The organism is Megamonas rupellensis DSM 19944, assembly GCF_000378365.1.
Classification (GTDB): domain Bacteria; phylum Bacillota; class Negativicutes; order Selenomonadales; family Selenomonadaceae; genus Megamonas; species Megamonas funiformis.
In genome coordinates this window covers 91,418-111,121 of sequence record NZ_KB899567.1, presented here as the reverse complement: position 1 = coordinate 111,121, position 19,704 = coordinate 91,418, and the positions used below count along the sequence as shown (strand labels likewise).

At 33.9% G+C, this 19,704-nt stretch carries 22 protein-coding genes and 1 tRNA gene; 21 read left to right on the top strand and 2 right to left on the bottom strand.

The features are described from left to right. Positions 1 to 23 precede the first annotated feature (23 nt). The 21 genes from F553_RS0101545 to F553_RS0101445 all read left to right on the top strand — a co-directional run bounded on the left by F553_RS0101545 (position 24) and on the right by F553_RS0101445 (position 17,432). Positions 24 to 605 (top strand): xanthine phosphoribosyltransferase, encoded by a 582-nt coding sequence (locus tag F553_RS0101545; RefSeq protein ID WP_008537362.1) that lies wholly within the window; start codon positions 24 to 26, stop codon positions 603 to 605. 204 nt (positions 606 to 809) lie between these two features. Then, on the top strand, positions 810 to 1,256 hold the full coding sequence (locus tag F553_RS0101540) for a CtsR family transcriptional regulator (protein ID WP_008537359.1): 447 nt from the start codon (positions 810 to 812) through the stop codon (positions 1,254 to 1,256). Positions 1,257 to 1,292: 36 nt separating this feature from the next. Further along, entirely contained in the window at positions 1,293 to 1,847 is a 555-nt protein-coding gene (locus F553_RS0101535; protein WP_008537358.1) for a UvrB/UvrC motif-containing protein, read from the top strand. Further along, entirely contained in the window at positions 1,840 to 2,910 is a 1,071-nt protein-coding gene (locus tag F553_RS0101530; protein WP_018998721.1) for a protein arginine kinase, read from the top strand. Before F553_RS0101535 ends, F553_RS0101530 begins: the two co-directional genes overlap by 8 nt. Positions 2,911 to 2,935: 25 nt before the next feature. Then, positions 2,936 to 5,482 (top strand): ATP-dependent Clp protease ATP-binding subunit, encoded by a 2,547-nt coding sequence (locus tag F553_RS0101525; protein ID WP_018998720.1) that lies wholly within the window; start codon positions 2,936 to 2,938, stop codon positions 5,480 to 5,482. Then, entirely contained in the window at positions 5,482 to 5,631 is a 150-nt protein-coding gene (locus F553_RS12550; RefSeq protein WP_008537355.1) for a hypothetical protein, read from the top strand. The genes F553_RS0101525 and F553_RS12550 overlap by 1 nt, the downstream gene beginning before the upstream one ends. Positions 5,632 to 5,655: 24 nt before the next feature. Further along, the gene (gene radA / locus F553_RS0101515; RefSeq protein WP_018998719.1) at positions 5,656 to 7,029 is read left to right on the top strand and encodes a DNA repair protein RadA; all 1,374 of its coding nucleotides are present in this window, start codon (positions 5,656 to 5,658) and stop codon (positions 7,027 to 7,029) included. Between the two features lie 10 nt (positions 7,030 to 7,039). After that, on the top strand, positions 7,040 to 7,507 hold the full coding sequence (locus F553_RS0101510; protein ID WP_018998718.1) for a GNAT family N-acetyltransferase: 468 nt from the start codon (positions 7,040 to 7,042) through the stop codon (positions 7,505 to 7,507). A gap of 108 nt (positions 7,508 to 7,615) precedes the next feature. Continuing rightward, positions 7,616 to 8,749, top strand: a complete 1,134-nt coding sequence (locus F553_RS0101505; protein WP_018998717.1) for a PIN/TRAM domain-containing protein — start codon at positions 7,616 to 7,618, stop codon at positions 8,747 to 8,749. Positions 8,750 to 8,808: 59 nt separating this feature from the next. Then, positions 8,809 to 9,555: a 2-C-methyl-D-erythritol 4-phosphate cytidylyltransferase gene (gene ispD / locus F553_RS0101500; RefSeq protein WP_008537350.1), complete on the top strand. Its 747-nt coding sequence runs from the start codon at positions 8,809 to 8,811 to the stop codon at positions 9,553 to 9,555. Between the two features lie 33 nt (positions 9,556 to 9,588). Then, positions 9,589 to 10,071 carry a 2-C-methyl-D-erythritol 2,4-cyclodiphosphate synthase gene (gene ispF / locus F553_RS0101495; RefSeq protein ID WP_018998716.1) on the top strand — a complete coding sequence of 161 codons (483 nt, stop codon included), beginning with the start codon at positions 9,589 to 9,591 and terminating at the stop codon, positions 10,069 to 10,071. Positions 10,072 to 10,182: 111 nt separating this feature from the next. Then, positions 10,183 to 11,658 carry a glutamate--tRNA ligase gene (gene gltX / locus F553_RS0101490; RefSeq protein WP_018998715.1) on the top strand — a complete coding sequence of 492 codons (1,476 nt, stop codon included), beginning with the start codon at positions 10,183 to 10,185 and terminating at the stop codon, positions 11,656 to 11,658. A gap of 81 nt (positions 11,659 to 11,739) precedes the next feature. After that, a complete protein-coding gene (gene cysE / locus F553_RS0101485) occupies positions 11,740 to 12,465 on the top strand; it encodes a serine O-acetyltransferase (RefSeq protein WP_018998714.1) in 726 nt (241 codons plus the stop codon). Further along, positions 12,458 to 13,882, top strand: coding sequence for a cysteine--tRNA ligase (gene cysS, locus F553_RS0101480; RefSeq protein WP_018998713.1), 1,425 nt, complete (start codon positions 12,458 to 12,460; stop codon positions 13,880 to 13,882). Before cysE ends, cysS begins: the two co-directional genes overlap by 8 nt. Further along, complete coding sequence (locus tag F553_RS0101475; RefSeq protein WP_018998712.1) at positions 13,882 to 14,358, top strand: Mini-ribonuclease 3; 477 nt, start codon at positions 13,882 to 13,884, stop codon at positions 14,356 to 14,358. Before cysS ends, F553_RS0101475 begins: the two co-directional genes overlap by 1 nt. A gap of 113 nt (positions 14,359 to 14,471) precedes the next feature. Continuing rightward, positions 14,472 to 14,546 (top strand) — tRNA-Arg (locus F553_RS0101470). A 70-nt stretch (positions 14,547 to 14,616) separates the two neighbouring features. Beyond that, on the top strand, positions 14,617 to 14,772 hold the full coding sequence (locus tag F553_RS12545; RefSeq protein ID WP_008537344.1) for a hypothetical protein: 156 nt from the start codon (positions 14,617 to 14,619) through the stop codon (positions 14,770 to 14,772). 143 nt (positions 14,773 to 14,915) lie between these two features. Further along, the gene (locus F553_RS0101460) at positions 14,916 to 15,323 is read left to right on the top strand and encodes an acyl-CoA thioesterase (RefSeq protein WP_008537343.1); all 408 of its coding nucleotides are present in this window, start codon (positions 14,916 to 14,918) and stop codon (positions 15,321 to 15,323) included. 21 nt (positions 15,324 to 15,344) lie between these two features. Then, positions 15,345 to 16,157 carry a glutamate racemase gene (gene murI / locus F553_RS0101455; protein ID WP_018998710.1) on the top strand — a complete coding sequence of 271 codons (813 nt, stop codon included), beginning with the start codon at positions 15,345 to 15,347 and terminating at the stop codon, positions 16,155 to 16,157. 19 nt (positions 16,158 to 16,176) lie between these two features. Then, positions 16,177 to 16,716, top strand: coding sequence for a hypothetical protein (locus F553_RS0101450; protein ID WP_018998709.1), 540 nt, complete (start codon positions 16,177 to 16,179; stop codon positions 16,714 to 16,716). Between the two features lie 56 nt (positions 16,717 to 16,772). Further along, complete coding sequence (locus F553_RS0101445) at positions 16,773 to 17,432, top strand: coenzyme F420-0:L-glutamate ligase (protein ID WP_008537340.1); 660 nt, start codon at positions 16,773 to 16,775, stop codon at positions 17,430 to 17,432. 54 nt (positions 17,433 to 17,486) lie between these two features. Here F553_RS0101445 and F553_RS0101440 read toward each other — a convergent pair whose 3' ends face one another. Then, positions 17,487 to 17,894, bottom strand: a complete 408-nt coding sequence (locus F553_RS0101440) for an RrF2 family transcriptional regulator (RefSeq protein WP_018998708.1) — start codon at positions 17,892 to 17,894, stop codon at positions 17,487 to 17,489. Between the two features lie 207 nt (positions 17,895 to 18,101). Then, on the bottom strand, positions 18,102 to 19,565 hold the full coding sequence (locus F553_RS0101435; protein WP_018998707.1) for a pyruvate carboxylase subunit B: 1,464 nt from the start codon (positions 19,563 to 19,565) through the stop codon (positions 18,102 to 18,104). Between the last annotated feature and the right edge of the window lie 139 nt (positions 19,566 to 19,704).

The following is a 19,704-nucleotide window of genomic DNA, read 5'->3' as shown; positions in this document are numbered from 1 at the left end:
AAATTTTTAGGAGGAAAAGTCGCATGCGATTACTCGAAGAGAGAATACAAACAGATGGTATCGTTAGAGAAGGAAATGTTTTAAAAGTTGATAGCTTTTTAAATCACCAAATGGATATCAAATTATTCCGTGAAATAGGTAAAGAATTTAAACGATTATTCGCTAATGAAGAAATTACAAAAATACTCACTATTGAAGCTTCTGGTATAGGTATTGCTTGCATTGTTGCTGAATTTTTTGATGTACCTGTAGTTTTCGCTAAAAAAAGTAAATCTAAAAATATTGCAGGTGCCGTATATACAAGTAAGGTAGAATCTTTCACTCATAATAAAGTTTATGATGTAATTGTTTCTAAAAAATTCTTAACTAAAGAAGATAAAGTATTATTAATTGATGACTTTTTAGCTAATGGAAATGCTTTAAAAGGTCTTATCGAAATCGTAAAATCCGCTGGTGCTGAACTTATTGGTGCTGGTATCGTCATTGAAAAAGGTTTCCAAAAAGGTGGCGCTGATTTACGCGCTCAAGGTGTTCATTTAGAATCTCTTGCTATTGTTGATTCTATGGACGATGTTACAGGTAAAATTAATTTTAGAGAACAATAATATATGTATTTATTATTAAAATAAAAGCATTTAATAATTAGATTTTTGCTCTAACTATTGAATGCTTTTATTTTATTATTAACGAAAATACTTTAAATCCCTTTATAGAGAAATTTTAGGCTAAAAATAAAAAACTTGCTTAAGTCAAAATGTCAAATTATAATATAATTAGTGATAAAAATTTTTAAAATAAAGGTGATTAATATGAGCAATATAGCTGACTTAATTGAAGATTATATCCTACGTCGTCTGGCGGCTGAGCATAATCGCAAAGTAGAATTAAAACGCTCAGATATTGCCGATGAAATATCTTGTGCTCCCTCACAGATAAGTTATGTACTAAGCACACGTTTTACTCAAGACAAAGGTTTCGTTGTCGAATCTCGTCGTGGTCTTGGTGGCTTTATTCGCATTGGTAGAGTTCCACTACAAGATTTAATTTACCAAGATATATTAGCTAAAATAGATGAAGATATCACTTTAGATGAAGTAAATAATATCATTCATTATTTATTTAAACGAGAATTAATCCAAAAACGTGAAGCAGCTTTGCTTTTGCAAACGCTCTCCACTGTATTTGACAAATTAGACGCCAAAGAACGCGTATCTTTTATCAAATCATTAATTATGACTTTGGCTAATTTTAGCTAGATTATTTATAAATAATTTACAAAGGAGGCATTTTTTATGTTATGTGATGAATGCCATAAACATGAAGCTAGTATTTATGTGACTGAAATTACCAGTCAAGGACAAATAGAACATCATCTTTGTGAATTTTGTGCTACAAAATTAGGCCTATTAGCTGAAAAACAAAATGTATTCTCTATAAATGATTTTTTATCTGGAATTTTCAATCATGAACCTAAAACCACTAAACATAGTGATACAAATAATTTAAAAAAACCTCTCATCTGCCCAAGTTGCCATATGAGTTATCAAGATTTTACTAGAACTGGCAAAATAGGTTGCAGTGATTGTTATAAAACTTTTGCCCTTGCCCTAGAACCTTTACTTCGTCGAATTCATGGCTCTAGTACCCATATCGGCAAAATTCCTAATCGCGCTGGTGGCACATTGAGTTTAAAACAAGAAATTTTAAATTTACGCAAACAGATAACTAAATATGTAGAAGCTGAAGAATATGAACAAGCTGCTGTTTTGCGCGACCGCATTAAAGTTTTAGAAAATCAATTACATGCTAAACAAAATTTAGATAAAGGAGTTGACCAAAATGCCTAAATTTACCACTCCTCAATTATCTTGGCTTACTACTTTAGGTAAAGAAGCAGATATTGTTTTAGCTAGCAGAGTTCGCCTCGCTCGTAATTTAAAAAATTTACCATTTCCTAATCGCGCTAATATCAATGATTTAGCTCAAATCAAAGAATTAATCATTCGCTTAATTCCAGCCATAGAAAGTGCTACAGGTTTAAAATTTGACTATCTGGAAATTGATAAATTAACTCATCTTGAACAACAAGTTTTAGTGGAAAAACATCTCATCAGTAAAAAGTTATTGACCAACCCCGAAAATAGATTATTGATTTTGAGCAATGATGCTTCTGTAGCTATCATGGTAAATGAAGATGACCATTTACGCATTCAATGTATGGCTTCAGGCTTAGATTTAAATACACCTTTAGCCAAAGCTTTTGCCATTGATGATGCCATTGAAGCTTATTTAAATATTGCCTTTGATGAAAAAATGGGCTATTTAACAGCTTGCCCTACTAACTTAGGCACAGGTCTTCGTGCTTCTGTCTTACTGCATTTACCTGCACTTGTGATGACTCAACAATTATCAAAAATTGTCAACATTTCACCACAATTAGGCTTAGCTATCCGCAATTTCTTTGGCGAAGATAATGCAGGTAATATTTTCCAAATAGATAATCAATTAACTCTAGGCTTTAAAGAACAAGAATTAATTGATAATCTCAATAGTACTGTAACTGAAATTATCTCCCATGAACGCGAAGCAAGAAAAGCTCTTTTAAATTATTCCCCTGATAAACTCGCTAATCGTGTATGGCGCTCTTTTGGTATTTTAAAATACGCTCGTTTTATCTCAGAAAATGAAATGCTTGATTTAGTAAGTAAAGTGCGCTTAGGCGTTGACCTTGATATCATTGATGAAACAAAACCAGAGCTTTTAAATATCTTATTGATTGCCAGTCAAAAAAATTATATTCAAAACTTACAACAAAATGAAAATATGACACCACAAGAAATTGATAAACAACGTGCTCATATCATCAGAAAAATATTGCAAGAATTAGCCCCAGATATATCTATGAGCTGATTTTAATTACAGAAAGGATTTATTTATGCAAGGACGTTTTACTCAATCTGCTATAAAAGTCTTAAAATTAGCTCAATATGAAGCAAAACATTTAAAACATGCTCATGTAGGCACTGAACATATCTTACTTGGTCTATTACATGAAGGTACTAATGTAGCTGCTAAAGCTCTCTCTTCTATAGGTATAGATTTATATACAGTAAGACAAAGAGTTCATGAATTAGTGGAAAAAGAAGATTTTGACGATCTTGAAACTGAAGAAATAGGCTATTCTCCTGAAGCTAAAACTATCATGGAATATGCTGTTGAACAAGCCCAAGCTTTAGGGCATGATTATATTGGCACTGAACATATTTTACTTGGTATCATCTACGATACTGAAAGTATAGCTTGTGAAATTCTCATCTCTTTAGGCGCTGATTTAGATATTATCCATGATGCTATCTTGGATTTATTAAATGAAGATACTTTAAACGATATGCCTAAATTAAATGTCTTTAAAGAAAACAAATCTCCTAAAAAAGATAATAATACCAAAGATAACAAGCAAAAAAATAATTCTGCTACACCTCTATTAGACAAATATGGTAGAGATTTGAATATATTGGCACGAGAAGAAAAAATCGATCCTGTAATCGGTCGCAATCGTGAAATCGAACGTGTAATTCAAATTTTATCTCGCCGTACTAAAAACAATCCAATTCTCATTGGTGAGCCAGGTGTAGGAAAAACTGCTGTTACCGAAGGATTGGCTCAACGTTTAATCAATGGTAATATTCCTAAAGTCTTAGCTTCTAAACGCATCATTTCCTTAAATATGGCAAGTTTAGTTGCTGGCACTAAATATCGCGGTGATTTTGAAGACAGACTCAAAAAAATCATTGATGAAATCATTGAAAATAAAAATATTATTTTATTCATTGATGAAATGCATACTCTTGTAGGTGCAGGTGCTGCTGAAGGCTCTATGGACGCTGCTAATATTTTAAAACCAGCTCTATCTCGTGGAGAAATCCAAGTAATCGGTGCTACTACTTTAAAAGAGTACAAAAAATATATTGAAAAAGACTCTGCCCTTGAACGACGTTTTCAAACTATCATGGTGAATGAACCTAGCGTTGAAGATGCTATCAGCATTTTAAAAGGCATTCGCAATAAATATGAAGAATTTCATTGTGCTAAAATTACAGATGAAGCTATCAAAGCTGCTGTAAAAATATCTCAGCGCTATATCACAGATAGATTTTTACCAGATAAAGCCATTGATTTAATGGACGAAGCAGCTGCTAAAGTTCGCTTAAAAACAGTAAATATCCCTACAAATATTTCACAATTAGAACAAAAAATTCAAGATTTGAAAAAAGCTAAAGAAAAAGCTATTGATAATCAAGATTATGAATTAGCAGCTACTATCCGCGACCAAGAAATACAAATCAAAGAAGAATTAGCTACTGCTAAAACTGCATGGGAAACACAAAATAATGCTCAAATAGCTGTAACTGAAGAAGATATCGCCGATGTCGCTACTCTTTGGACTGGTATCCCTGTAAAAAGATTAGTAGCTAAAGAAGCAGATAGACTTTTGCATATTGAAGATATAATTCATAAACGTGTAGTAGGTCAAAATGAAGGTGTAAACGCTGTAGCTAAAGCCATTCGTCGTGCTAGAGCAGGACTTAAAGACCCAAAACGTCCTATAGGTTCATTTTTATTTTTAGGCCCTACTGGTGTAGGTAAAACAGAATTAGCACGTTCATTGGCAGAAGCTATTTTCGGTGATGAATCCGCCATGATACGCTTTGATATGTCCGAATATATGGAAAAACACACAGTATCTCGTATGCTCGGTGCTCCTCCAGGTTATATCGGCTATGATGAAGGCGGTTTATTAACTGACGCTGTTCGTCGCAAACCATATGCTGTTATTTTATTAGACGAAATCGAAAAAGCCCACCCAGATATTTTCAATATTCTTCTACAAGTCTTAGATGATGGTCGCCTAACTGACAGCCAAGGCAGAACTGTTGATTTCAAAAACACAGTCATCATCATGACATCAAATGCAGGTGCTTTTAAATTGCAACCACAAAAGACAAATACCATGGGCTTTGCTGTCAATGAAGATAAACAGATTAAACAAAACGCCAAAAAAATCGTCATGGACGAAGTAAAAAGACAATTCAAGCCAGAATTTCTCAATCGTATTGATGAAATAATCATCTTTGAACCACTAACTGATAAAGAATTGACTCAAATCGTTACTTTATTATTAAATGATGTTCAAAAGCGATTAGCTGAAATGGATATTGAATTAATCATTAAAGATGAAGTAAAATCTTATCTCTTAAAACATGGCACTGATACAATCTATGGTGCTAGACCGCTAAAACGTGCTGTTCAACGCTATCTTCAAGACCCACTTGCTGAACAATTATTACAAAAAAATATAAAATCTATGCAAAAAATAATTGTAGATTGTGTCGATGATAAATTGACTTTTAAAGTTGATGATGTATTGCCTACAGAAAATATCGAAAATCTAACAGATAATTTTGAGGTTACAAATAAATAATGAATAAAGTACAAAAAAATTTTTTAGCTGAAAAATCTTTGATAAAACGCATAAAAAATTTTACTTTAAATTTTTTAATCGCCATTGTTTGGCTAGTAAAATCCATGGCAAAATATCTCAAAAAATATTTACACATTAAATCCAAATAATAAAAAATTACAAGGAAACTTATTATGGCTAAACGCAAAACCTTATATGTATGTCAAGAATGTGGCTATAGTGTTCCTAAATGGCTTGGCAAATGCCCAGGTTGTGGTCAGTGGAATACTCTAGTTGAAGAGTTAGAAGAAGTTACTCCTTCTAATAATCGTGGTTTTAGCCTTAGTACAAATAAAACAAATAGTTCACCTAAACCCATAAAAGAAATTGCTACAGAAGATTTACCTAGATTTAGTGCTGGCTCTGTAGAAATGAACCGTGTTTTAGGTGGAGGTATAATTCCAGGGTCACTTGTCCTCATGGTCGGTGACCCTGGTGTTGGTAAATCCAGTTTAAATTTGCGTATTTGTGCTAATGTAGCTACTACCCATAAAGTTTTATATGTAACAGGTGAAGAAAGTGCTCGTCAAATTCGCATGCGAGCTGATAGATTAAATGCACTTCAAGATAATCTCTTTGTTCTAAGCGAAACAGATTTAGAACGCATTGAACGTCATGTACTTGAAACAAAGCCAGATTTATTGATTATCGACTCCATTCAAACTATTTTTCGCCCTGATATCCAAAGTGCGCCAGGTAGCGTCAGCCAAGTACGTGAATGTTCTGTAAGCTTACTTCGCATTGCTAAACAAAATAATATCTCCATCTTCATCATTGGTCATGTAACTAAAGACGGCACACTTGCAGGTCCTCGTGTACTTGAACATATCGTTGACACTGTACTTTATTTTGAAGGCGAACGCAATGCTGAATATCGCGTCTTACGTGCTGTAAAAAATCGCTTTGGTAATACTAATGAAATCGGTATTTTTGAAATGCGTGAAACTGGTCTTGTCGATGTTCCTGATGCTTCCAAAATGTTTTTATCTGAAGAAAATAGCAATGAATCTGGTACAGTAATCATACCTGCCCTTGAAGGAACTCGACCTCTTTTAGTAGAAATACAATCTCTAGTAGCTCCTACACCATACGTACCGCCACGCAGAACTTCTGACTCTATAGACATCAAAAAAATTCAATTGTTATTAGCAGTCTTAGAAAAACGCGTGCATTTAAATATGGGTACTTGTGATGTATATGTAAAAGTAGCAGGTGGCATAAAAATAGATGACCCAGCTGTCGATTTAGCTCTTTGCTGTGCTATGGCTTCAAGTTTTCGCAACCAAAGTATCAAACCTCAAACTATTATCTTTGGTGAGGTCGGACTTTCTGGCGAAGTACGCTCTGTCAGTCAACCGGATATAAGAGTTCGCGAAGCTATTCGCATGGGCTTTACAAATATCATCTTACCTGCCAAAAACTTAGAACGCCTTGAACATTTTGCTTCAAATGTACAAATCCATGGTGTTCGTTATTTAAGTGAAGCCTTAAAAATTGCACTTAACTAGAGGTTTTATCATGAATATAATAATTCGTCCTATAAAAGAGAATGAAATTCCTTTATTAACCGATTTTTTATATGAAGCAATTTTTCTTGCAGATACTGACCAAATTCCACCCAGAACAATAATTCAAGAACCTAGTTTATGGCGTTATATAAATAATTTTGGTAAAGAAAAAGATGACTATTGTTTTATTGCCCAAGTTGATAATTATATAGTAGGTGCTGTATGGATACGCTGTATTCAAGGATTTGGTCATCTGAATGACAATATTCCTGAACTAGCTATGTCCATATACCCTCAATATCGAAATAAAGGTATTGGTACTTCTTTATTAAAAAACTTTTTAACTTTTTTACGGCAAAAAAATTATACTCAAATATCACTATCTGTGCAAAAGAATAATTATGCTGTAAATATGTACAAAAAATTAGGTTTTAAAATCGTTTCTCAAAATCAATCTGAATATATTATGAGTTTATGATTAAAAAATTATAATTTGATTATAATTTTGCAATCTTAATGGACTTTTGTTCATTATTTTAGTAGAATAAATTTATAACACATTCGTAAAGGGGGTTTAATTTCAACAGTGTTATTAAATAGAGTTTTAAAATTTTTTATAACAGTCTTTGCTGTTATTATCGGGGCAACCTTACTAGAGTTTGCTAGTCCTGTTTTAGCCTATATTATTAGTGCTGAATTTTTACAAATTAACCTCGATATTTTAGATATGACTATGATGAATGCTCTATCTATTCTCATCGGTGGTATTATTGGTGGTTCTATTGGATTTATTTCTTCTTCTTATTGTATAAACAAGTTACGTATCTTCTCTATATGGGTAGAACGTCAGCTCAGTAAAATGCCAACACATGATGTTGTCGCTGGTGTTTTAGGTTTAGCTATCGGTCTTATTCTTGCTAATCTTTTAGGTGTCGCATTCTCTAGAATTCCTTTAATCGGTCCTTACATTCCAATCATTTTCAGTATTGTCTTTGGTTATTTAGGTTTATATATTACCATAAAGAAACGAAAAGATATTATTGCATTATTACCTTCTCGTATTAAAGAAGACGCTAATAAAAATGATGATAATTCGTCTGTGGATAAAATAAAGACAGAATTAAACACTCCATCATATAAATTACTCGATACAAGTGTTATTATTGATGGTAGAATTGCTGATATCTGCAAAACAGGTTTTATTGAAGGTACTTTGTTAATTCCTGTTTTCGTATTGGAAGAATTACAATTCATCGCTGACTCTTCAGATTTACTCAAAAGAACACGCGGTAGACGCGGTCTAGATATCTTAAAACGTATTCAAACAGAATTTGATATGCTTGTAAAAATCGACCATCACGATTATGATGATGTTACAGGTGTTGATTCCAAATTAATCCGTTTAGGACAAGAAATCGGTGCTAAAATCATCACTAACGATTTTAATTTAAACAAAGTCGCTGATTTACAAGGCGTTCAAGTTCTCAATATTAACGAATTAGCTAATGCTATAAAACCAGTAGTTATTCCTGGTGAAACTATGGTAGTAACTGTAGTAAAAGATGGTAAAGAACAAGGGCAAGGTGTTGCTTATTTAGACGACGGTACAATGATTGTTGTTGAAGGTGGTCATAAACATCTCAATGAAACATTAGAAGTTGTTGTTACTTCTGTATTACAGACAGCAGCAGGACGCATGATTTTTGCCAAACCAAAATAAAAACTATGAAAAGACTATGGGGTTTATACTTCGTAGTCTTTTTTTAAGGAGGTATTCTTATGGTTTCTGTTATTTTTCCCGCAGCCGGTCAAGGAAAACGCATGGGACTTGGCTTCAACAAAATTTTCACTGAGCTTTCAGGTAAACCAATCTTAATTCAAACTCTACTTACTTTTTCTCGTTGTGATTGTGTTGATGAATTAATCATTGCTGTCGATATCAACGAGATGGAAATTATTCGCAAAGTCTTAAGTAAAATTCCTAAACTAAAACCTTACAAAATCGTAGCAGGTGGTTCTGAACGTCAATATTCTGTTTATAATGGCTTAATGGCAGTAGACCCTGCTTCTGATATCGTACTTGTTCATGATGCTGCTCGTCCTTTAATTTCTGAAACAGTAATCCAAAACGTAATCAATGAAGTCATGATATCTGGTTCAGCTGTTTGTGCCGTTCCTGTAAAAGATACTACAGCTGAAATCAATGAAATGGGCTTTATCGAACGAGTACCAGATAGAAACAAATTATGGGCAATTCAAACACCACAAGGATTTAAAAAAGAAATTTTAATTGAAGCGCATAAAAAAGCTCAAGAAGATAATTTCTTAGGTACTGATGAAGCTAGCCTTGTTCGTCGCACTAGCCATGCAGTAAAACTCGTTATGGGAGATTATAATAATATCAAAGTTACAACTCCTACAGATTTAGTCATCGCAGAAATGTTATTCGGACAAAAAGTAAAAAATCACGCTAAAATAAAAATCTCTTCATTATTTAATGAAGTCTTCACTAAGGTCTCAAAATAAACATAATAAATAGAATAGAAAAGAGGTTTAATTATGTCTAGAGTTGGTATAGGCTATGATGTGCATAAATTAGTAACTGACCGCAAACTTATTTTAGGAGGCGTTGATATTCCTCATGAAAAAGGTCTACTTGGTCATTCTGATGCTGATGTATTACTTCATGCAATCTCTGATGCTCTACTTGGTGCTGCTGCTCTTGGTGATATCGGCAAACATTTTCCTGACACAGATGAAAGATTTAAAGGTATCTCTAGCTTAATATTGTTAAAACATGTAGGAGAACTTTTACAAGCTAAAAACTATAAAATCAACAATATCGATGCTACTATTGTTGCTCAACGACCAAAATTATTGCCATTCATTCCTACTATGCAAAAAAATGTGGCTGAAACTTTAAATTTGCCTATTGAAGATGTCAATATCAAAGCTACTACAGAAGAACGTTTGGGCTTTACAGGTAATGAAGAAGGTATTTCATCTTACGCTGTTTGTAGCATTGATAAATTAAATTTATAAAAAATTAATTTATCCTTATTTCCCTGCTCAAGTGCTTGCCTTTGTATGGTATAATAGAATTTGCTAAATAAATTTCATAATTATCAATTCATATATTTGGAGGTATCACTAATGTCTGAACAAATCAGAGTTAGATTTGCACCAAGTCCTACTGGTCCATTCCATATTGGTGGGGCAAGAAGTGCATTATTCAACTGGTTATTAGCGAAAAAATACACTGATGGAAAATTTGTTTTACGTATTGAAGATACAGATAGAGTTCGCTCTACAAAAGAATCTGAGGAAAATATCAAAGCTGCTTTAAAATGGCTCGGTCTTGATTGGAATGAAGGTATTGATGTAGGTGGCGAATATGGTCCTTATCGTCAAACTGAACGTTTAGATATTTATAAAAAATTCACTGATAAATTATTAGCTGAAGGTAAAGCTTATTACTGCTATTGCACAGAAGAAGAAATCGAAGCTGAACGTCAAGCTCTTCGTGCACAAAATAAAATGCCTCTTTATGGTGGCCATTGCCGTAACCTTACACCTGAACAAATCGCAAAATACGAAGCTGAAGGTAGAAAACCTGTTATCCGCTTCCGCACTCCTTGCGACCAATCCGTAAACTTTGATGATATGGTTCGTGGAAAAATGAGCTTTGACTCCAACGGTATTGGTGATTTTGTTATCGTTAAAGCTGATGGTATCCCTGTATATAACTATGCTGTAGTAATCGATGATGCTCTAATGCATATCACTCATGTAATCCGTGCAGAAGAACATTTATCTAACACTCCTCGTCAAGTAGTTTTATATGAAGCACTTGGCTTCCCTGTACCAAAATTTGGTCATATTTCTCTTATCTTGGGTAAAGACCATACAAAAATGAGTAAACGTCACGGTGCAACTTCCGTTGAGCAATATAAAAACCTCGGATATTTACCTGAAGCAATCGTTAACTTCTTAGCACTTTTAGGCTGGGCTCCTCAAAGTGAACAAGAAATCTTCTCCATTGATGAATTAATCAAAGAATTCTCTATGGACCATGTAGCTAAAAATCCAGCTGTATTCGATATCGATAAATTAAACTGGATCAACGCTCAATACATGAAAAAAATCCCTGCTTCTCAAATCACACAGATGGCTATTCCTCATCTCATCGAAAAAGGCTATATCTCTGATACTCCAGATGAACAAGAAATGGCTAGATTAAATCGCTTCACAGAAGTTATTCGCGATCATTTGAGTTTCGCTGCTCAATATGTAGATTTCGCTGACCTCTATTATAAAGATGATTTCACAGTAGAAGATGATGAATGTAAAGCTGTTCTTGAAGAAGAAACTGTAACTGAAGTTATCACTATGTTTAAAGATAAATTAGCTGAGCTTACAGAATTCACAGCTGAAAATATCCAACCAATTTTCAAACAAATCATGAAAGACTTCAAAGCTAATAAAGGTATAAAATTAGGCGGAAAATCCGTTTATATGCCTATTCGTATTGCTTTAACTGGTCAAATGCATGGCCCTGACCTTGCTGGTCTTGTAGAAGTTTTAGGCTATGAACGTGCAGCAAAACGCATTGAACGCACTTTAGCTTAAATCTAATTAAAATTTATAAAGAAATAATCCATATAACCCAGCTATTTTTTGGCTGGGTTATACGTTATAACGGTGAGCATTATGAACTTATTATCAACTTTAAAAAAAGATATTCGTGTTGTATTTGAGCGTGACCCTGCTGCCAAAAGTATATTTGAAGTTCTCTTATGTTATCCTGGTTTGCATGCTATTTGGCTTTACCGCTTAAGTCATTATTTCTACAAAAAAAATTGGGTAGTCATTCCTCGTTTAATCTCTCATTTAGGTAGATTTTTGACAGGAATTGAAATCCACCCCGGTGCGCAAATAGGCCCTGGTTTATTCATTGACCATGGTTCTGGTATCGTCATTGGCGAAACTACTATTATCGGTAAAAATGTTACCTTATACCAAGGAGTTACTTTGGGTGGTACAGGCAAAGAAAAAGGGAAACGCCACCCTACTATTGGTAATAATGTCGTAGTGGCTTGTGGTGCTAAAGTTTTAGGCTCATTCACTGTAGGCGACCATGCCAAAATTGGTGCTGGCTCTGTCGTAGTAAAACCAGTACCAGCATATGCTACTGTTGTAGGTATTCCGGGTAGAGTCATTTTAATCAAAGGTGAAAAAACACAAGTTGAAGAAAAACCAATTTCTCCAAAAATGCGTGAATTAGCTGAAGAACTCGACGTCGATTTATCTCATGATAAATTACCAGACCCTGAATTAGATATGATTAAAACACTTTCTCATCGTATTTCTGATTTACAATTACAATTAGAAAAACTAAAAAAAGAATTGGAGGATTCCAAGAATAATCATGCTTAAAGTTTATAATACTCTAACAAAACAAAAAGAAGAATTTAAACCACTAAAAGAGGGACAAGTAAGCATTTATGTTTGCGGTGTTACACCATATAATCACCCTCATATTGGTAATGCTCGCCCATTTGTTACTTGGGACGTAATCAAACGCTATTTCACTCATCTTGGTTATAAAGTAAAACATATCCAAAACTTTACTGATGTAGATGATAAAATCATCCGCACTGCTAACCAAGAAGGTGTAAATTGGAGCGATATCTCCACAAGATATATCAATTCTTATTTTGAAGTAATGGATAAACTTCATGTAAAACATGCTGATACTTATCCTAAAGTATCTCAAACTATTCCAGAAATCATTGACATGATATCTGTACTCATTGATAAAGGCTATGCTTATGAATTAAATGGCGATGTTTATTTCAGCGTAGAAAAATTCAAAGGTTATGGTAAATTAAGTGGCCGTAAACTTGAAGATATGATGGCTGGCGCTCGCATTGAAGTCAATGAAAGCAAACACAATCCTATGGATTTTGCACTTTGGAAAGCAGCAAAACCAGGTGAACCATTCTGGGAAAGTCCATGGGGCAATGGTCGTCCTGGCTGGCATATTGAATGTTCTACTATGTCTTTAAAATATCTTGGTAAAACATTCGATTTCCATGGTGGCGGTAGCGATTTAATCTTCCCTCATCATGAAAATGAAATTGCTCAATCTCAAGCTTATTGTGGTGATGACCATAGCTTTGCTCGCTATTGGCTTCACAATGGATTCATCACAATCAATCAAGAAAAAATGAGTAAATCTCTCGGTAACTTCTTCACTGTAAAAGAAATCCTTGATAAATACCCAGCAGAAGTACTTCGCTTCTTCATCGTATCCACTCATTATCGTAGCCCACTTGATTTCAGTGATGCTCGTCTTGATGAAGCTACAACTAGCTTAAACCGTTTAAAAAATGCTCTTGATAATCTCAAAGAATTAGCTAAAAACACAACTGATGCTACATCTGGTGAAGAACTTATCGCTAAAGCAAAACAGTGCAAACAAAATTTCTTTGAAGCTATGGACGATGATTTCAACACAGCTCTTGCTATTGCAAATATGTTTGACCTTTCTAAAGAAATCAATATCTACTACAATGAAGTAACTTCCGGTAAAGTAGCTTGCAGTAAAGTAGCTGTTGATACTGCTCTTGATGTATTCAGTGAAATGGCTGATATCATTGGTATTTTAGAAGACGATGATAAATCCGCTGATGATGGACTTGTGGATAATCTCATGAATTTAATCATTGATATTCGTCAAAATGCTCGTAAAAATAAAGATTGGGCAACTGCTGATAAAATCCGTGATGAACTTAAAAATATCGGTATTACATTAGAAGATTCTCCTACTGGTGTTCGCTGGAAAAAATAATGAAATTCAAACAATATCAATATTTAAAACAACATCTTTTTGAATTTACAGCACTTGATGAATTAAAAAATCGTTATGAAGATATACCTACGCGCAATCTATCTCCGCTTGTTTTAGCCTATGTAGGTGATGCTTATTATCATCTTTATATACGCACAAGATTACTTAATTTTGAACAATCTCGCGTACATCTTTTGAATGATTTCAGTATGAAATTAGTTTCAGCTACGCTTCAAGCACAAGCTTATAAAGCTATCAAAGATGATTTAACGGAAGATGAAGCATATGTCTTCAAGCGTGGAAAAAATGCTAAATCGCACGCTCCACGTGTGGCTTCAGTCCATGATTATCATATAAGCACAGGATTTGAAGCAGTTTTAGGTTATCTATATCTCAATAAAGATTTTGCTCGCTTAGATGAACTTTGTGAAAAATCTTTTATTGCTGTAGCTCAAAATTTATCCCAACAGGAATAATAAATAAAAATAAAGGTATCTTTCTTAATTGAAAGTACCTTTATTTTTTATAAATAGATATCATATCTTTATCATTGAAAAATTTTATTTTTTTAGTATAATATAGTTTATATGTGCCCATAGTCTAATGGATAGAACGTTGACCTCCGGAGTCAAAAATACAGGTTCGATTCCTGTTGGGCACACCAATTTCAAGTATCAGCACAGAAAAATCTGTGCTTTTTATTTTAATCTCATTAAATTAAGGAAGTGTTTCTGTTGGATATAAAATGCCCAGTCTGTCGTAGAAAACTTGGTCATGTAGCAAGACCAGAAGCCAAAGGTCGCTTTTTTTGCACTGCTTGTGATTTATGGGTTGCCTTCACTAAAAAAGATGCCAAAATTTCCTATCGCTTGCAACGACCTGGAAGATAAATTCCTCAAAATTAATCTTGAAAAGCACTTCAATTATTAGTATAATGAAGTTTGGCTATGAGGCATATACATATATTTATCTAACTCATAGTTTATTGTATCCGCCTTTTGGCGGTGTTTTATTTTATATTGGAGATGATTTTATGATTAGTACCTCTATCCATCGTGTTAATTTTTATGATACTGATGCTATGGCTGTCGTACATCATTCTAACTACATACGTTGGTTTGAAATTGGCCGTGTTAATTTCTTACGTGAAATCGGTATCACACTTGGCGAAATGATGGAAGATGGCTATGTTTTTCCTATCACCGAAGTGAAATGTAAATATATAGCTTCAGGTAAATTTGATGATGTTTTACGCATAGAAACTACACCTGTAGCTTTAACCAAAGTAAAAATGGAATTCAGCTATAAAATCTATCGCGATTGTGATAATACTTTATTAGTTGAAGGTTTCACTCAAAATGTATTCACAAGCAAAGCTACTGGTCATATAACTCGGTTGCCTGAAAAATACTATACAAAAATGCAAAATGCTTTAAAATAATAACAATAAGGAGCAACAGTAATGGATAGCAATTCACCTATAGGTGTTTTTGATTCTGGTCTTGGAGGCCTCACAGTATTAAAAGAACTAAGACGCCTTTTACCTCATGAAAATTTTATATTTATCGGAGATTCTGCTCGTGCCCCATATGGTTCACGCACTCCTGAAGAAATCATTTCTTTTCTACAACAATTTATGGATTATTTCCAATCTCGTGGCGTAAAAATGGCAGTTTGTGCTTGCAATACTATGACATCTTATGGTTATCCAGTAATTAAAGACAAAACTTCTTTTGCTTTAGTTCCTATGAACCCAGCTATCATTCCTGCTGTTAAAGCTTCTGCAAATAAACATATCGGTGTTATCGCTACAGAAGCTACTATCAAAAAAGGTATGCATAAACAAGCAGCTTCTAACCTTGATCCACAGATAAAGGTTTTTGGTGTAGGTTGCCCAAAATTTGTACCATTGATTGAAACAGGTCATATTCATGATGATGCTATTGATGAAGCTGTACAAGAATATGCAGACAAGTTTAAAACTAGCGATATTCACTCTTTGATTTTAGGTTGTACACATTATCCTATCATCAGTGAAGTTTTAACAAAACATTTTGGCAAAGATGTTGCTTTAATCAATCCAGCCTTAGAAACAGCTAAAGATGCTGCTACTATACTTACAAAAAATAATTTACTCAATACACAAGAACAATCTGGTTCTCTTGAATTACGCTTTTCTGCCAAACAGAATAATTCTGAAAAAATGGCTGAAATTATTTTAGGTAGTGATATTCCACCTATTACAGATGTAGATTTAACTACATTTGCAAAATAACACAATTGGGGGCATTGATGTGGATTTTATTATCACAATTATTCTATGGATTTTAATTATTTTATTCTTACTCAATGAAGTAATCATTCGTGTTGTTGGTGATGCTATTGTCAACATGAAAGCTAACGAACATACACCATTTACTGTTGATGAAATCACTCAAGACAGTATTTCACTTAGCACTACTATCAATGTTGCCAATGAAGGTAAACAATGTGCTACAATCATGGACTGTTACGTTCGTCAACTTTTACCATATGAACAATTCGATGGTGTAAAAGTTGAAGCAAAAGCTGAATTAAAAGGCGTTCCTCGTGAAGATGATTATTTTGAAGCTGTATTAATTCAGAAAAAAGAAAGCATTGACATTGTTATTCGTGTTAAATTAATTGACCGCAAAAACAATGATATCAAACAAACACTTACTCATATGGTTGATTTACCACTTGATATCGTTTATCAGCATGCTGCACGTTACCCATGGAAAATCTCCAAAGAAACAATCGTGCTTACATCTGAAGAAATTGCTAAATTAGCAGATATCAAGCTTGCAGATTAATTTATAAGAACTTGTTAATATTTTAAATTTATAACTGTAAAAAAGGAAGGTAAATCATGTCTGAAGTTAAAATTATACCCATTCCGACTCGTATTCTAACAAAAAAAGATGATATTGTAGATACTATCGAAAAATATACAAAAGATAAAATTGGTCCTGATGATGTCATCACTGTAGCTGAAAGCGTTGTAGCTATCACTCAAGGATTATACATTCGTCCTGAAGACCTCAAAATTTCTCATATGGCTCAATTTTGTTGCCGTTTCATTCCAGATTATGGTAGTCTTGCAACTCCTCACGGCATGGAATCATTAATGATTAAAGAAGGTCATTTCCGTGTAGCTGCTGGCTTATTCATCGGCTTCTTAGCAAAATTAGTAGGTAAATCTGGTGTATTCTATCAAATCGCTGGCCGTCAAACAGCTCTTATCGATGATGTAACTGGCACAATGCCACCATTTGATAAATCTATCGTTTATGGCCCTGAAAACACAAAAGAAGTAGTTAATAATTTAAAATCTCGCCTTAACTGCTTTGGTGCTGTAATCGCCGATGTTAACGATTTAAAACGTTCTCGTATCGTAGATGTAACAGATGGCTGTAATGGTCAAATGGTTGCTAAATTACTTATCGATAATCCATTTGGTAACGCATCTCAAAAAACACCAATTGCTATAATTAAAAACTTTAAACAATACCAAGAACAAAATTCTTAATTCAATTATATATAGGCAAAATAAAAAAGATGTTTTCAAAAGAAAACATCTTTTTTATTTATTGTCTATCAAAGTTTTTATAGTAATCTCTGAAAATTTTTCTTTAATTATATTTTGAAAATTAGTATAAAATTTTCTTATCGAACAATTATCAACAGCATCTCTACTGCAATAATTGTCTTCTTCCAAACAACGATTTACATACATCGTTGGTTCCATTACTTTAACTATTTCTAATAAAGATATCTCTTCTGGCTTTTTAGCCAATAAAAAACCACCATATACACCCGAACGACGTTCTATCAACTCAGCAGCTACTAAACTGCGTGTTATTTTCAATACATATTTTTGAGGAATTTTCATCGTCATAGAGATATCTTTTGAAGATACTACTTCGCCATCTCTATTAGCTAATGCTAAAATAATTCTAATAGCATAGTCTGTTGTAATATTCAACTGCATCGCTTTCTATTTCTCCTTATATAACTCTATATAACTACTTCAAGTTAGTTTATCAGTAAAATATTTTATCTAAAAATTTAACTATAAATCAATATCTAAAAAGCTGTTTTTATTATATTTTAATTATATTTCAAGTCATTAAAAAAACTAATATAAAAAGACCCCACAAGAAGTGGAGCCTTTTCATATTTAAAATTAAAAGTAAAATTATTTAGCAGCAAAGAATTTTTTTGCAACTTCAGCATCGAGGTTGTAAAGTAAAACATCTTCGTCAGTTGGGTTAGCAATGCCAAGTTCTTTAAGAGTTTTAACAGTACGTTTTTTGAAGAATTCTTCAGCAACAGCTGGGAAGAGAGCATAAGATAATACATCTTCTTCGCTAGCGTTAGGGAAGCCTTTAGCTGCAAGTTCTGCTTTGAATTTATCCATACCTGGTTCGAGAAGGTCTGCTGGACGGCAAGTAACCAAGTCTTCTTCTTTAATGCCGCATTTTTCAAGAACTTCTGGGTTAACAGGCTGTGGAGTACGACCGAATTCACCACGAGCAAGTTTTTTGAATTCGTCTGGAACCATTTTATAACGTTCGCCAGTCATAACGTTGAATGTAGCCATAGTACCTACAATCTGACTAGAAGGAGTAACGAGTGGTGGGTAACCAAGGTCAGCACGAACGCGTGGCATTTCATCAAGAAGATCTTGATATTTATCAGCCATGCCCATTTCTTTTAACTGATTAACAAGGTTGGATAACATACCACCTGGAATCTGGAAGTCAAGAACGTTAGGGTTAACATCGAAGTAACCTTTTAAACCAAATTCGTCAATGATTTCTTTTTTAACACCGAGGAAGTGTTTAGCGATTGGAGTCATAGCCTGACGGTCAAGACCTGTATCATATTCAGTACCTTCAAGTGCAGCAACCATAGTTTCTGTACAAGGCTGAGAAGTATCCATAGCGAATGGAGAAAGTGCACAGTCAATTACATCTACACCAGCTTCGATAGCTTTCATGTAAGCCATGGAACCAAAACCGCTAGTATAGTGAGTGTGTAACTGAATAGGAAGTTTTGTGGATGCTTTTAATTCTTTAACGAGTTCATAAGCATCATATGGTTTTAATAAACCAGACATATCTTTAATGCAGATGGAATCAACGCCCATAGCATCAAGTTCTTTAGCTAATTTACCAAATTCAGCAATAGTGTGAGGACCGCCAACTGTGTAAACTAAGCAACCTTGAACTTCTACAGAATGTTCAACTTCAGCTTTAGCTTCTTTAGCAGCTTCTACAGCTGTTTTGAGGTTACGAGTATCATTGAGAGCATCAAAGATACGGAATACACCAATACCATGTTGAGCAGCTTTTTTTACGAAAGCACGAACAACATCATCTGGATATTGGTAGTAACCTAAAAGGTTCTGACCACGAAGCAACATCTGAATAGGAGTTTTAAGATGAGCTTTTAATGTGTCAAGACGTTCCCATGGATCTTCATCAAGGAAACGAAGGCAGCTATCAAATGTAGCTCCGCCCCAAGCTTCTAAAGATTTGTAGCCAATAGCATCGAGAGCTTCGAGCTGTGGAAGCATCTGGGAAAGACGCATACGTGTAGCAAGCAAGGACTGATGGCCATCGCGTAATACTGTTTCAGTAATTTTTACTTTTGCCATAATAAAATAAACACTCCTTCATATATATGCAATTGACAATTCACATATCTATGTGATTTTAAGACATAATGACACCACCTATATTAATTTATAACATAGGATTTAAATATCTATCTTAGAGGTTGTTGCCCCAACCTTT

Excerpts from the sequence above, each read along its gene's own strand:
- F553_RS0101545 (WP_008537362.1), top strand. The coding sequence starts at position 24 with ATGCGATTACTCGAAGAGAGAATACAAACAGATGGTATCGTTAGAGAA.
- F553_RS0101540 (WP_008537359.1), top strand. The coding sequence starts at position 810 with ATGAGCAATATAGCTGACTTAATTGAAGATTATATCCTACGTCGTCTG.
- F553_RS0101535 (WP_008537358.1), top strand. The coding sequence starts at position 1,293 with ATGTTATGTGATGAATGCCATAAACATGAAGCTAGTATTTATGTGACT.
- F553_RS0101530 (WP_018998721.1), top strand. The coding sequence starts at position 1,840 with ATGCCTAAATTTACCACTCCTCAATTATCTTGGCTTACTACTTTAGGT.
- F553_RS0101525 (WP_018998720.1), top strand. The coding sequence starts at position 2,936 with ATGCAAGGACGTTTTACTCAATCTGCTATAAAAGTCTTAAAATTAGCT.
- F553_RS12550 (WP_008537355.1), top strand. The coding sequence starts at position 5,482 with ATGAATAAAGTACAAAAAAATTTTTTAGCTGAAAAATCTTTGATAAAA.
- radA (WP_018998719.1), top strand. The coding sequence starts at position 5,656 with ATGGCTAAACGCAAAACCTTATATGTATGTCAAGAATGTGGCTATAGT.
- F553_RS0101510 (WP_018998718.1), top strand. The coding sequence starts at position 7,040 with ATGAATATAATAATTCGTCCTATAAAAGAGAATGAAATTCCTTTATTA.
- ispD (WP_008537350.1), top strand. The coding sequence starts at position 8,809 with ATGGTTTCTGTTATTTTTCCCGCAGCCGGTCAAGGAAAACGCATGGGA.
- ispF (WP_018998716.1), top strand. The coding sequence starts at position 9,589 with ATGTCTAGAGTTGGTATAGGCTATGATGTGCATAAATTAGTAACTGAC.
- gltX (WP_018998715.1), top strand. The coding sequence starts at position 10,183 with ATGTCTGAACAAATCAGAGTTAGATTTGCACCAAGTCCTACTGGTCCA.
- cysE (WP_018998714.1), top strand. The coding sequence starts at position 11,740 with ATGAACTTATTATCAACTTTAAAAAAAGATATTCGTGTTGTATTTGAG.
- cysS (WP_018998713.1), top strand. The coding sequence starts at position 12,458 with ATGCTTAAAGTTTATAATACTCTAACAAAACAAAAAGAAGAATTTAAA.
- F553_RS0101475 (WP_018998712.1), top strand. The coding sequence starts at position 13,882 with ATGAAATTCAAACAATATCAATATTTAAAACAACATCTTTTTGAATTT.
- F553_RS0101460 (WP_008537343.1), top strand. The coding sequence starts at position 14,916 with ATGATTAGTACCTCTATCCATCGTGTTAATTTTTATGATACTGATGCT.
- murI (WP_018998710.1), top strand. The coding sequence starts at position 15,345 with ATGGATAGCAATTCACCTATAGGTGTTTTTGATTCTGGTCTTGGAGGC.
- F553_RS0101445 (WP_008537340.1), top strand. The coding sequence starts at position 16,773 with ATGTCTGAAGTTAAAATTATACCCATTCCGACTCGTATTCTAACAAAA.
- F553_RS0101440 (WP_018998708.1), bottom strand. The coding sequence starts at position 17,894 with ATGCAGTTGAATATTACAACAGACTATGCTATTAGAATTATTTTAGCA.
- F553_RS0101435 (WP_018998707.1), bottom strand. The coding sequence starts at position 19,565 with ATGGCAAAAGTAAAAATTACTGAAACAGTATTACGCGATGGCCATCAG.